Source organism: Gardnerella sp. DNF01157, assembly GCF_049244225.1.
GTDB classification, from domain to species: Bacteria; Actinomycetota; Actinomycetes; order Actinomycetales; family Bifidobacteriaceae; genus Bifidobacterium; species Bifidobacterium leopoldii.
Genome location: NZ_CP058388.1, coordinates 185459 through 198862, shown reverse-complemented (window position 1 = coordinate 198862; position 13404 = coordinate 185459). Strand labels below are relative to the sequence as shown.

Here is a 13404-nt window from a genome sequence, read left to right as displayed (position 1 = left end):
ATAAGCTACTGTATAGCTATTTATTTGTAATCACACTATTACATAATTCTACACATGCCGCTTTACGGGATTTTTAAAAGATACTTTATTTTATTCTTCTGTATATTTTTTATTCTTCCGTAACGCGTTTCATCTGCCTGTAATCGAAGTATCCTGCAGGAGATTTTTCTCCACGAATTTCTTCCATAATCTGCGTCATACGCACACGCACGCGACGAGCCAACTCTTCAGCAGATTCAAGAGGAGGTAGCTCTCCCCAATTTTCACTCCCCTTTAGCAAGTCAGCATAATCGAGTTGGGTATCGTAGCACATTACAACATTTTTCTTTGGCCATGGCCACCAGTGGTTAATGCTTGCTGCGCCCCATGTAACCGCGCAAAATAGCGGAATCTGATGTCCGAGTCTGCGCGATGCTTCGAGAGCAATTATACCAATTCCGGGCTTCATGCTCATAGGCCATTTTTTAGGATCGCGCGTAACTGTTCCTTCAGGCCATACACTTAAAGGTCTGCCATTGGTGAGGATTTTAATAGATTCTTCTTCTATTTCTCGCGCTTTTCCGCTTCTGCGAGGAACCGGCTGCATGCCTACAAGTTGGAACCATTTGCCTAAGATTGGCCAGTGAGCGAGTTCCGCTTTTGCCATGTAGCGCGGACGACGACCTTGGTGGAATAGTGCAGTCATAGGTATGAAAACGTCAAACATCGTCACGTGTGTGCAAGCTGTAATAAACACGCCTTCTTCTGGCACGTTTTCCAATCCCCACGCCTTTACTTTGCAGCGCGAACGCAATACGCGCGACGTTCCTTCGAGCAGTCTTTCGGCGGCTTTAGGATTTTGCGCGTCAATTTCTACCTGATTTGGCTTGCGTTTTCCTGTCGGATAGTAATACGTTGGGTCAACTAAATTGTGTTTACTTGCTAAAAGCTTTACTTGCTCATCACTGAGTGGTTTTACTGCACTTCTTGGCGAAGGTTTTCCTTTTGATACCATGCTTTCTATTGTGCAGCATGCTATAAACCTACGCTACGACCTACTTTTGCAATCAACCCATGTTTAGGAGAGCACGCCCAAGCGAGCACAAAGAGAGCGGTTGCTACGAGCACAATTGTTCCGCCCGTTGCTGTATCAAAGCTCCACGAAATATACATTCCAACAATCGAAGAAACGCAACCAATAACAGGAGCTAAAACCATCATCCTAGATAGCCGATCAGTAAGCAGTCGCGCAGTTGCAGCAGGAGTCACAAGCAGAGCAAGCACAAGCACGTTTCCAATAATTTGCACGGAAACAACTACAGCGATAGCCACTAACACGTACAACATTCCATCTAGCCATGCAACCGGCAATCCCATTGCGCGCGAAGTTTCTCGATCCATCGATACGCAAACAAGCTCTTTGTGGAACATGCATAATATAGCCAAAATAATCAAACCAGTAATAGCAACAACAGCAATATCTGAATCAGGAATACCTGTAATCGAGCCAAACAAGAAGGATTCTAAGGATCCAGCGTAGCCAGATGCTTTAGAAATAATCACAATTCCAAGAGCAAAAGCAGATACGAAAAATACGCCAATAAATGAGTCTTCGCGAAGCCTACGGTTTTGGCTAAAAATAGATACGATTAGCGCGGTTGCAACTCCTGCGAGTGCTCCTCCAAATAGCAGATTTCCTTGCAATACGAAGGCTATAGCAAGTCCTGGGAATACTGAGTGAGCTACAGCATCTCCAATAAACGCCATTCCTCTAAGCACTACATAGCATCCAACTACACCACAAATTACGCTAGAAAGGCACGCTACAATAAGTGCTTTTAGCAAAAACCAAAGGTCCGGATTTGTTAAATCTTGTATAAATTCTATTGGAGATAACATTACTCTTTTACCACACTTTCCTTACCAATTACGCGCTCAACTGCTTTAATAAGCGGATTTTGCGGAGCTACGTGGAAGGTTTGTACCCACTGTTCTGTTTGCAAATTTTGCGGATCGTCGTCGCCCACAATAGTGCCATCAAATAGCATTATTCTCGAGCATGAGTTAATTGAGCCAATAATATCGTGTGAGCTCATGAGAATTGCTTCACCAGAAGCAGACAATTTCAAGAACAAATCGGTAAGCAGCTCCTGAGTAGGCATATCGAGTCCAGTAAACGGTTCGTCGAGCAAAAGTAAACGCGGCTCTCCAGCTAATGCTCTAGCAACAAGCACGCGTTGCCGCTGGCCTCCAGAAAGTTCTCCAATCGTGCGATCTTGGAAATCAGTCATTCCTGTGCGTTCAAGCGAGTTTAATGCGATCTCGTAATCTTCTTTTTTAGCGCGGCGAACGTAACCAATATGACGAATCCTACCCATCATCACTACATCTAAAACAGAAAGTGGGAAATCCCACGCAATATCGTGACGTTGTGGCACATACCCAACGTAAGATACGCGAGAATTAAGTTTTGCACCTTCCATATGAGGAGCACGCACTTCGAGTTTTCCAGTATGTGGAATCAAACCCATAATTGCACGAAATAGCGTTGTTTTACCGGCACCGTTTGCACCAAGCAATCCCACAAATTCGCCACTATTAATGGTAAAAGAAACGTCTTTTACCACAGCGCGATTCCCGTACGAAATATTCAAATTGTGTGCGCAAATTACTGCATTTTCTTCCATATTTACTACCTTTAACACTTTCACTTCAAACATTTCGCTAAAGAATCCGCGTTAGCTCGCATCATATCCGCGTAAGTTCGCACATTTGCGTCGAAAGCGTCACCATAAATTGGGCAAACTTTCACATGCGCTTCAGACGCAAGCTCTTTAAGCACAGACGAGCGAGAAATTAAATTCGGCTCTAAAAACACTGCAGGGATTTCCAAGTCGCGCAAAATTTGCGAAAGTCTGCGCCTATCTTGCACGCTTGGCTCGCTTGAAGGGTTGATTGTTACAAATCCCGCAATATTTACGCCATAAGCTTTACCTAAGTATGCAAAAGCGTCATGCGTTGTAACCAAGTTGCGACGCTCTTTTGGAATTGACGCCACTTTTTGCCTCATATACGCGTCTACATCTAATAGCTTGTTAATGTATCGGTCCGCATTTGCGCGATATTTGCGAGCATTTTTAGGATCGACTTCACACAAGCGGTCAGCTATTGTGCGCACATAAGCAATTCCGTTTTTCACTGACTGCCATAAATGCGGATCAATATCTCCGTGAACATGTTTTCCAAGAACAGCTTGTGGAAGTTGATAGATTTTCTGCCGTGCAAATCCAAGGAATCTATAGCCTTGTTCAGCTGGAATTTCTTTTAAAGCATTAGTCGGCACTTCTACTACTACATCTCGCGGCTCATAATACACGCGCTTTGGTGCAACCGACCGCTTTTCTTGCAAAGTGTCAACTCTGTACAAAAATCCGCGTTTAGCTAAATCGTAAGCCAAATCTGCATGGCCTTGATTCAAAACTACACTAGCTCCACGCTTTTTCGCTAATTTCTGCGCGTTAATGCCAACAGCAAAACGCATAGTTGCGTTTCCTAAACTTGCAACCCTCTCGTTTTGAGCATTGAGCATATCTGCGTGAAAACCGAGAGTATATTCTCCTGGCTTACTAAAAGCCCAACTTAAATGCGTGTGCGCGTCCGCAGGCAAATCCACATGATCTTCATCGTTAATTCCGTTTGCTGAATTAACGTAAGTTTCTACACTTCCAAAAGTGCCAGTAAGGTAAGCGAAAAGCGAACCAGGACCAGTTACTTTAGTTGCAGTTAAGCGGATCCTGTCCGAACGCTTCATGTTGTATGCTTTTGGCTTTATTACAGTAGCGCGTCCTTCTTTCGTTACAGTGGAAGGCGCGTTTGATTGCGAAGATTGAGAAACCTGAGAAGACTGCGACTTATCAGATTTCTCTTGAGATTTTTGTTGCTCTTTAGTATCTTCAGCTTCCTCAACCGTCTGCGAAGTTTGGCGTTCTGTAGCAAGACCAAGCCAAATAGTGTCCAACGACACATCTTCGACCATTGGAATAATATCCGCCGCATGTTTCACGCTTTCTTCAGCAAGTTGCACATTCGGCACGCCTTTTCGCAAATTCGCATCTAAAGCAGTAATAACACCATGCTCCTCAAGCATCATGTAATTACTAAAAGCCACGTCCGCATACACAACATCTCTGATTGAACGCAATCGCGGCTCGTAAGAGTGCGGATCTGCATTATCAGGTACGATTGAACTCACATTTGCAGCATCCCCTGCTACATTCGCCACCATATCACGCAAAACGCCTGTAGTTGTAACTACATTAATGCGACCATCGCGATGTCCTGCACGATTCCCATTAGCACTACCACAAGCAGAAAGCGGCAAAATAAGCGCGACGACTGCAATTGCACCAATCGAAGAAAACAAAGTTTGCTTTACTCTTCTGGGCCTATGAATCACCCTTACACACTCCTACTACTAATAGCGCAACAGCCAGTTGAAGTTAATAAGTCCGCGATTGTAGAGATACCAAATTCCTGCACCCAAAACGCCAAGCACAGCAATAATTCCACCAGCAAGAAGCGAATAAGCAAGTAAAGGATTTCGCTTAAATAATCCTGTTACACCTTTTGCTTCAGACTTCACAACATCGTCATTATCGTTCAACTTCTGTCGGTACAAACTTTTAGCAAGCCTCTTGTTACTAATTTTTGAAACAAGACCTTTATGCTTTTTAGCTTTTCTTGGCAATTGTTTTCCAGAGTGTGAATTATTTGATCCAAAACCACGACCACCAACAAAAGAATTTCCGCCACCGACAAAACCGATTCCACGGCTGCCATGATTGCCGCCAGAATGAGGCAAATTAGCAGGTTTTGCTGGATTATGAGGTGCAGAAGGTCCACCTTTTTTGCTTTTGGTGTCCTTTTCTTCATTGTTTTCAACACCGCCAGCAGAGCCCATTGGTGTTTCTTGTGGATCTACACCAACAGCAACGTGAATATTGCGAGTTACTGTAGAATTTCCGTCAGAAGCTTGGAATTGCAATGTGTAATATCCAGGTTTGTCGAAATCCCAATTCGCATGAGCATGCGTATTTGCAGGTATTGTATAATCTGCTGCTCCTTGAGTGGAGAAAATCTCTTGATCTCCGCCGCCCAAACCTCCAAACATCCAAACGCGTACGTTTCCAGGACCTTCAACTCCTGTTAGGCTCAATTGAGTTGGCTTATGAGGATTCATAGACTGATTATTCCAACCCATCCATGGCACACCATCAATTTGTGTTTGCGGTATACGATACACGCCGTTAGTTTTACCAGCATCACCAACTGCGAATACAACTGTATCCGGGTCTCTAAAGACGTGGCTTCCTGTCACATCTTCTTGCACAGCCATATCAACTTTATTTGAATCGCCAGTATATACAGCAATATCAACATGACCGTGGTCTATAACGAGTTTGTCACCCTTGATGTCTTTGAACTTTGTCGAAGTAGATTGCTGACTTTGAGAATCTTGCTTTCCGCTTTTCGCGTTATGTTCCCCATGAATAAGACCACCGTTATTACTTCCAAAAAGTCCTCTATTACTTCCAAGAAGTCCTTGTTGTTGCATTTTTGCTCCAGGCCATGGAGTCACATACACAGTGTTGTTGTTACCGTTAATGAAGAAAGATCCGTTACTTTGTTGCACATTAATACTGTGATCCTCACTTTGAGAATCGTCATTATCATCTGAATCTTCTTCGTCATCTTCACCATCTTCATCACCATCAAAAGATGCGCCATCATAATCAGCAAAATCCCCAGCTGTTACATCATGATTAGTGACGTGGAATGTATAGACTTGCTCAGAACTTTGCTCCTCGTCACCAACGGTAGTAGTAGCCTTCATTTTTAACTTGTACACACCAGGACGGTTAAAAGACCAATACATGTGAGAATGCTTGCCACCAGTCTCAGTGATGTCAACATCTTTCGGCCATCCGTCAACAGAACCAAGCATTTTCTCATAATCGTCACCGCTGCGAGTATACATAAAAACTTCGCCGTTGTGGGGTGCTTCGATACCAGTTAATGACAGTTTGACTGTTGGGTTAACTTTTGTAGAACCAGCTCCCTCATATAACGGTCTAGTATCTAAACCAGGCCATAATGCACCAGTATTTCCAGCTCCAGATTGATCAAAGAACCAGACTACACCTTCGCGAGTTGTTGCGTAGATTTCTTTTATTACCGAATTGTTCTCATCTTTGGAAAGCTGCATGATGTTTTTAGAACCGACTTCAAAAATAAGTCGATTCGTATCGTAACGAGTGCCATCATGATCTTCACTTTCAAACGCATCTCCCAAGGTGCCTAATACTATGCGCCTGCTTGTAGCATCAAAGAAAGTTGCAAAAACGTCAGTATGACCTTTATATGCATGGCACATTACAGCTTTACTATCAGCCGCAGGTTGTGAAGCAGTTTTATCTAAGCGAGCAGCCGTACACGCTTTAAAATTAGCTTGCTTTATTGCGTCAAAATCTTTAGAAGATTTCTTTCCGCTTACAACAGTTGCGTCACTGCCATTGTCAGCAAAAGCTGCGGGAGTTCCCATCATCATGCCACACAAGCACACGCCCACCAACAAAGCGCGAGATAGTTTCTTTATACTATTACGAACCATTTTCGTCACACCATTATTTCCACTGAGTACCATCAGATTGCATATTGTCTGATTGAGAATATTGAGAATTATTAATTGGTGACATCACTGTCGTTTCTTGATCACGCACTAGATTTGACAAAGTACTGTCGCCATTTGCATTATTCACAAAATTTGCATTATTTGCATACTGTTGATTAGCTTGTGCAGAAACTTGCTTAGCAAGCGCAAGATTTCGTGCTTTCTTACTTTTAACTACAGCTATTAGCACAAAAATCACAATAATTACGGCAATAATAGCAACAAAAATACCTACGATTTGAAGAACTAGAGCTGTATCGTCACTTTTCTCAGATACTTTGTGAGAATGCTTATGCTGGTTGCGAAGGAGTTTGTGATGATTGTTAGTTTCATCTTTTGTGGCTTCATCGTTGTCTTCTTCATCTTGATCCTCTTCGTCGCCTTCGCTGCCACTTGCTCCAGCAGCAGCGCCCGCACCTAAAGCAGCATTAGGATCGGTATTATCTCCAACTGCAAAATTAAGAACACGCGTATCGCTTACAGCGCGTCCGTTTTTAAGCTTTCCTGAAAAAGTAAGCTTCACATGATAAATTCCAGGCTTAGAAAACACCCAATTCACGTGAGTATGAGCGTTAGTTTCAATCCAGCTGTTTTGCGGATAACCTTTAGTACTATCCCAAAGCTGCTGTGGATTGTTATTGCCATTTTCTAAGTAAACATGCAATTTGCCTGGACCACTTACTCCTTCAAGCGAAAGGTTTGCACCACGATCGAGCTCGTTAAGCACGCCACCTTCCTGCGTATTCCAACCAAGCCACGGCACATCAGGATTCTGAGTTTGTGGAATAACATACAGCTTCGTTCCAGGCTTTTCGCCAATAAAACTGTAGGCAGCGTCATCAGGCATAGGAATTATTGAATTGCCACCTAATTTAAATACCACATTTTCTGGGTCTCGCCACACTGGTTCATCACCAGTATCATCGCGAATCTTCAATTTCCATTTGCCGTCGATTAGCGTTGGTCCAAAATCAGCATGACCTGCTTGAATCATAACTGGCTGATTGCCTTCAGTGGCATAAGCAGTTTCTTGCATTGGATTTGGTGCACATAAAGATGCAACCAAAGTTACTAAAGAAAATATGAGCGCAAGCAACGCAGTAGAATATGCATGCTTTCGTTTTACTTGCAATGTTTCATTTTGTTTGTAATTCATCATTTAAACTTTCTAGTAATAATACGAATACTATTTACAACAATTTCAATCTAGGACGTACCAAAGCACCGCATGCACCAGTTATTGTGCATAAGCCGACGCTCGCACCTGAAGCTGCAACCGCAACCCACTTAGTCGAGGAACTATCACCTTTTGTATCATCTGAATCATCTTCATACGCTTCATCAGATTCTTCGTTGTATTGCCTTGCACCTTGCAAAGCATGGTGTTCAGTATTCTTAACAAAATCAGGGTTATTGACAGAACTATTTTTGGACTTATTGCCAGAATTATTATCTGTTCTCACGAAATTACGAATAGTCTGTCCACTTTTCTTAGAGCTCTTGTTCTTAGTATGAGTTCCGCCAGAAGTTCGTCGCGATGAATTATGTAACGATGTTCCGCTTGAATTTTCTGTTCTTGTAAAAGAACTAGAACCAGAACTAGCACCACTTTGCGTATTATTTTTAGAATTATTCTTACGATTAGTGCGGTTAGTCTTATTGCGATTCTTCTTTGTGCGCTTGAATTTTCTGTTGGATTTCTTAAAGAAATTAGATTCGAATTGGAATCCACCATTAGAGCTAGATCCGAATAGTCCAGAATTTGCAGCACCGCCGAATACGCCTTTCAAAAAGTTCTTTCCACCAGCGAAATGCTTAGTCTTATTTTTGCGCTTATTATGACGCTTCTCATGGTGCTTTTTCCCGTGAGGGTTCTCATCATCTTCAGAATCAGAACCACTTTGATCATCATCGCCATCATGGTTATGAGAGTGAGGAACACCTTTCATCTCAATAACATAATCGCAAAACTCATCAAACATTTTATTACGGTAAAGTTCACCGTTCTTTAAAACTAAGGAAGGACGAATCGTTGCACCTTGCATTGACGCATCAAGTTTTAGCTCCAACTTGCTGCTTGCAGCACCCGGAATGCGCTTAAATTCGCTTTCTCCTTCCTTTTTCATCAACCAAACATAATCTTTGACAATGGAAGTTACTGGACTTGTCGGATCGTCAATTGGCGCACCGGTAACACCGTCGGTTGCAACATGAGGGTTAAGCAATACTGTTTTCGCGTGTAAAGTATCCCCTGGTTTGAAACGCTTATAAGGAGCAATTGCTTTTACTACAGGATGTCCGTCGGCACCGTGATCTTCAACGGCGATGGTTGCAGACGCAGTATCTTTGCCAACTTGCGTTTCACCTTCAGTTGCGTGAGCATACACTTTCATCTTGTTCATTGCAGGCTCAGCCGGAAGCTGCAATCTCTCAGCAAAAAGAGTGGTTCCATACGCGTCAGGACCTTCGTCAGCACGCACATATCTCCACTCAATACGAGCACCCTTTGGTTTGTTAACTACTTTTAAGTCTAAACCACCATAACCTTCGTATGAATGATAATGCGGATGAGGCCCGGAATCACGAATATTGCCGATGCGCATATCGCCGCCATCGTCTTTATCTGTGTCTTTATGATCTTTGGAAGCTTCGTGCGCTTCTTCATCATCGTCAGGATTAATAAAATCACCGCGACGGTGCAAATCAAGCGTTTCCGTAATGCCAGAAGCAGGTACTTCGCCTGAATATGTATCTTCTACTTCAAAAGTGTATTCTGCAGGTTCGGTTGTGATCTGCTTCTTAGTGTTCTTATTTGTAATAGTTGCTGCTACTTTTAGCTTGTAAACGCCAGGCTGCGTAAATCCCCAGTTTGCATGCACGTGGCCAGCAGTATGTTGGTGAATTACGCCAGGTAGCATAAATCGACTGCCATCAGTATCAGGTTCGTCGTCTAAATCATTCTCTTCAAATGATAATTTCTTCGAATTTTTTCCAATGCCATCGGTAGTCCAAAGCAGAATGCGCCCGTTCATTGGTCCAGTAACTTGCTGAATTGCAATATCTGCTGTTGCATCATCTGCGTGAGATGCGCCAACTAAAGATGCAGCATAACCTGTGTCCCAACCCGGGAAAAGAGGGTTCCCTTTTTGATTTCCGGAACTATCGAGATAGTAGTATTCAGTAGCGAGAGCAGGAAGTTGCGATTTTGTAGTGTACGTGCTTTTAGCTACGCGCAAAGTAGTGTTTTCAGGCTTTAAGAAAGTAGCAGCGTCTTTTTCGACGGCCATAATGAATTTACCATTGTATTGAATTGGGTAAAACACGTCTGTATGGCCGTGACTTAGCACTTCCTTTTTTGTAGGATCGTATTTTTCAGCAGGATTACCATTTTCTAATGCAACTGCCGGTAAAGCTGCACTAAATCCTGATGCGAGCACGGCAATGGCAAGTATTGCAACACTTGCCATTGCAAAAGCACGTTTCACAATATTCCTAATGACCTGAGTCATAATTACTATTTCGCTCTCTACACTTCATCTTCTTATCGTTATATGCGCTCTTCTTTTCGCAAATAATTATGGAAGATTTTTTAACAACGTCTATTAATAATAATAATGATTCTCATTAATAGCAAGTCGACACTCCGAATAAACAAAAACGCTGGCAGCTTAAAGCAACCAGCGTCTATTATTCTCAATAACTATTGAATAATTATTTAAATATTTTTAGCTAAAATTCTCAGCCTTCTACAATATCCGCATTAAGGCAAGTCTTAAAGTGGCGCAAAGCCCATTCGTGACCTGCAGGATCAAAGCTTGCAACGGCATCCTTGTGAACCACAATCTTGAATCCAAGATTATACGCATCGACAGCAGTGTGAAGCACGCAAATATCCGTGCAAACTCCCACCAAATGCAGCTCCTCAATATGGCGTTCGCGAAGCTTAATCAGCAAATCCGTGCCATTAAACGAAGAGTAGCGAGTTTTATGAATGTAATACACGTTGCTTTTATCTTTATTTGCTTCGTAAAAATCACCAAGCGCGCCGTACAGCTTCTGACCGTGAGTTCCGGCGATATTGTGAGGTGGGAAAAGTTTAGTTTCAGGATGATACGGATCATTCAAATGGTGCGTATCAATCGCAAAAACCACGAACTCACCAGCGTCAAGAAATTCCTGCGAAATCTCAGTAATACGCTTTTCGAGCTTTTGCGCAGGCTCGCCCACAGTAAGAGAGCCATCGCTTGCCACAAAATCATTCGTATAATCAATGTTAATAAGAGCTTTATTCATACCTACTCCTTGTATGAAATTTACAGAATAATCGCAAATAGCTCTACTGCAATAGCATAATCGCTTTAGTTACAATATTCCGCATTCTTAATTGCTTGATTTTATTTCAATTGATAGCCCAATTATCAACTCAATTGCTGGCCCAATTGCAATCGGCGCAATACCTTAATATTCAAAGAATACTCAAAGCTCACTTGCTTCTGCACCGACTATCATCATTTAATCACTACCTTGCGGCAAATTTTAAATCTTACTGATAAAATATTGAAACAAAAAAACAAATTAACAGTACTAAGTAGTTTTATAGGTAGGGAATATGAAAAAAATAAAAATTCACCAGATTATTAATCTTATTTTTAGCGGCATTGCTTTAATTGGATTGCTTCTGCCATATTCTTCATCGTACGGAGAATACAGGAATTTTTTGACATCAAATCCAGACATCTTGTTTGCAAAAGAAATAGGTTTTAAAAATATTGACGCTGTCGATTTATCGATGTTAGAAAATCTTAGGTTATATTTCTGCCTTGCTAATAATTCTCATGGAAATGACTGGCTCAAGAATGAAGCAATAATAAATGTTGTTCTCATAATTGCACTAATCGCATCTATACTTCTTATACTATTGTTTACGCTTTTAAATAAGCCTGTTGCAAATATTGTATTTGCACTCATCTTGGCAGCTGCATCACTTCTTATGAATTATGACGCAGTAAGCCGTCATGCACTTCCTTCAGATAATTATACTTTTGGCTTTACATATTACCTTTATACGCCGTTAGCAGTGGTTATAATAGTTTGCTCAATAGTTGGAATTGTCATAAAAAAGAAAGAAAAGAAAGCTGCAAGACTTTAAATTTTGCACATGCAAAATAAAAGTAAACAAAATTATGAATTATAAGCAGTTTACAAAATAATAGTAGGGGTCAGTATTTTAGAATATTGACCCCTACTATTATCGCTACATTTGCAAGCAAATATAGTTAATACTATTTAGACACAGCTATAAGTTTCTTAGAAACTCTCGCTTGAACATCAACATAATAATTAAGCTCATCAGAGTTCAAATCTTTGCTATGCCAATTGTTGAACTTTTTTACTGCATCATTATATTTATCTAAATACGCAGAGTACTCATTAAGAATAGTCTTATCAGTTGGATTTTTCTTATACTTTTTCATGAACGCAACATATTCGTCCATAACTGTTTCATAGCTATCCATTGCCGCTTTGAAATCACTACGCAATCCATTAACAAGCTTCGTGTTAGTTTTAGGTTTTGGTTCAGCTTTTGGAGTAGCTTGCTTTGGAGCAGCCTTTGCGGCATCTTTCTTCGCATCAGACTTATTGGAATCATCACTGTCTTTAGACTCGTTATCTGGAGCACTGATACTAATGCTCATAATATTATTGCCTTCGTATCCTAATGACAAATCCCAACCTGAATTATTTTTCGCATTGTACAAATCATCTTTCTTGCTGTAGTCAACTGTAAAACCTTTATCAGAGCAAGCTTTCACATATTTCTCATAATCTTCCCTACTAGTGTTACCAATATAAACTTTAAAGCTATCCTCATTTTCGTATGAGAACTTTCCGAATATAGATTTTGGTACAGGCAATTGATTAGCCGCTTTACTCGATGGCCAAGTAATTGGAGACATTTCCATCGGCGCATTCAGCGCGATACTTAGCTGATTATTGCTTTCATAACGAAGCAATTTTAATTTATAGCCTTCACTGTTATAAGAAGAATATTCTGTAGAATCAGTTTTTGAATCTACAGTAAATCCTTTATCCTTGCAAGCTTTAATATAATCATTAAACTGTTTGGCAGAAATATTGTTTATATCAACATTCATTTCTTCAGAAGAGTTTTCAATGATTTTACCCATGTTAGATGGAGGATTTGGCAATTCTGAGCCTAAAACCATCTCATTCCAGTTAATAACAACGCCGTTATCTAATTTTTTAATATTCAAGAATCCGCATATTGCAACAACAATTATTATTATGCTGAGTAAATAAAACCAAAATCTTTTATAAATTGGCTTTTTCTTTTTGGCATGCATGCTGCCATAACCTGTAGCTGCTGGAACAGTGAGATTCTGTTGCGGCGGCGGAACAGGAATATTTTGCTCAAAAGTCGAAGCTGCTGTTGATTGTTCGACCTTTAATTTTGATCCGCAGTATGGGCAGAAGTCATTCCAAGACTCCATTCCGCAACTTGTACATTTCATACATCATCTCCTAACAATATTGATACGAACATATCATGAAAATGCATCTCATGCTTTGCTATAAATAATATCAAATAAATTGTTGGACTTTTAAGTATTAATGTTGTATGAGTTTTTGAGGGTTTAACGTCAACATCTGCTCCATTTGCGAGACGACACTCG

10 protein-coding genes are annotated in these 13404 nt (G+C 41.1%); 1 reads left to right on the top strand and 9 read right to left on the bottom strand.

What is annotated here, in order from left to right; translation table 11 throughout:
* Positions 1–109 precede the first annotated feature (109 nt).
* The 8 genes from HXT38_RS00770 to HXT38_RS00735 form a co-directional block, all read right to left on the bottom strand.
* A complete protein-coding gene (locus HXT38_RS00770) occupies positions 110–994 on the bottom strand; it encodes a lysophospholipid acyltransferase family protein (protein WP_064340516.1) in 885 nt (294 codons plus the stop codon).
* Between the two features lie 20 nt (positions 995–1014).
* Entirely contained in the window at positions 1015–1878 is an 864-nt protein-coding gene (locus HXT38_RS00765; RefSeq protein WP_064340515.1) for an anchored repeat-type ABC transporter permease subunit, read from the bottom strand.
* The gene (locus HXT38_RS00760) at positions 1878–2666 is read right to left on the bottom strand and encodes an anchored repeat-type ABC transporter ATP-binding subunit (RefSeq protein WP_421791862.1); all 789 of its coding nucleotides are present in this window, start codon (positions 2664–2666) and stop codon (positions 1878–1880) included. The genes HXT38_RS00765 and HXT38_RS00760 overlap by 1 nt, the downstream gene beginning before the upstream one ends.
* Positions 2667–2686: 20 nt before the next feature.
* Positions 2687–4402 (bottom strand): anchored repeat ABC transporter, substrate-binding protein, encoded by a 1716-nt coding sequence (locus HXT38_RS00755; RefSeq protein ID WP_004118551.1) that lies wholly within the window; start codon positions 4400–4402, stop codon positions 2687–2689.
* 51 nt (positions 4403–4453) lie between these two features.
* Positions 4454–6649 (bottom strand): choice-of-anchor M domain-containing protein, encoded by a 2196-nt coding sequence (locus tag HXT38_RS00750; RefSeq protein ID WP_410299598.1) that lies wholly within the window; start codon positions 6647–6649, stop codon positions 4454–4456.
* A 13-nt stretch (positions 6650–6662) separates the two neighbouring features.
* Positions 6663–7865, bottom strand: a complete 1203-nt coding sequence (locus HXT38_RS00745; RefSeq protein WP_117009056.1) for a choice-of-anchor M domain-containing protein — start codon at positions 7863–7865, stop codon at positions 6663–6665.
* 34 nt (positions 7866–7899) lie between these two features.
* Positions 7900–10218, bottom strand: coding sequence for a choice-of-anchor M domain-containing protein (locus HXT38_RS00740; RefSeq protein WP_117009050.1), 2319 nt, complete (start codon positions 10216–10218; stop codon positions 7900–7902).
* 229 nt (positions 10219–10447) lie between these two features.
* Complete coding sequence (locus tag HXT38_RS00735; RefSeq protein ID WP_004106205.1) at positions 10448–11002, bottom strand: cysteine hydrolase family protein; 555 nt, start codon at positions 11000–11002, stop codon at positions 10448–10450.
* Between the two features lie 316 nt (positions 11003–11318).
* Here HXT38_RS00735 and HXT38_RS00730 point away from each other — a divergent pair, with 316 nt between their 5' ends.
* A complete protein-coding gene (locus tag HXT38_RS00730) occupies positions 11319–11858 on the top strand; it encodes a hypothetical protein (protein WP_410299536.1) in 540 nt (179 codons plus the stop codon).
* 133 nt (positions 11859–11991) lie between these two features.
* Here HXT38_RS00730 and HXT38_RS00725 read toward each other — a convergent pair whose 3' ends face one another.
* Entirely contained in the window at positions 11992–13242 is a 1251-nt protein-coding gene (locus HXT38_RS00725; protein WP_410299535.1) for a DUF6591 domain-containing protein, read from the bottom strand.
* Positions 13243–13404 lie beyond the last annotated feature (162 nt).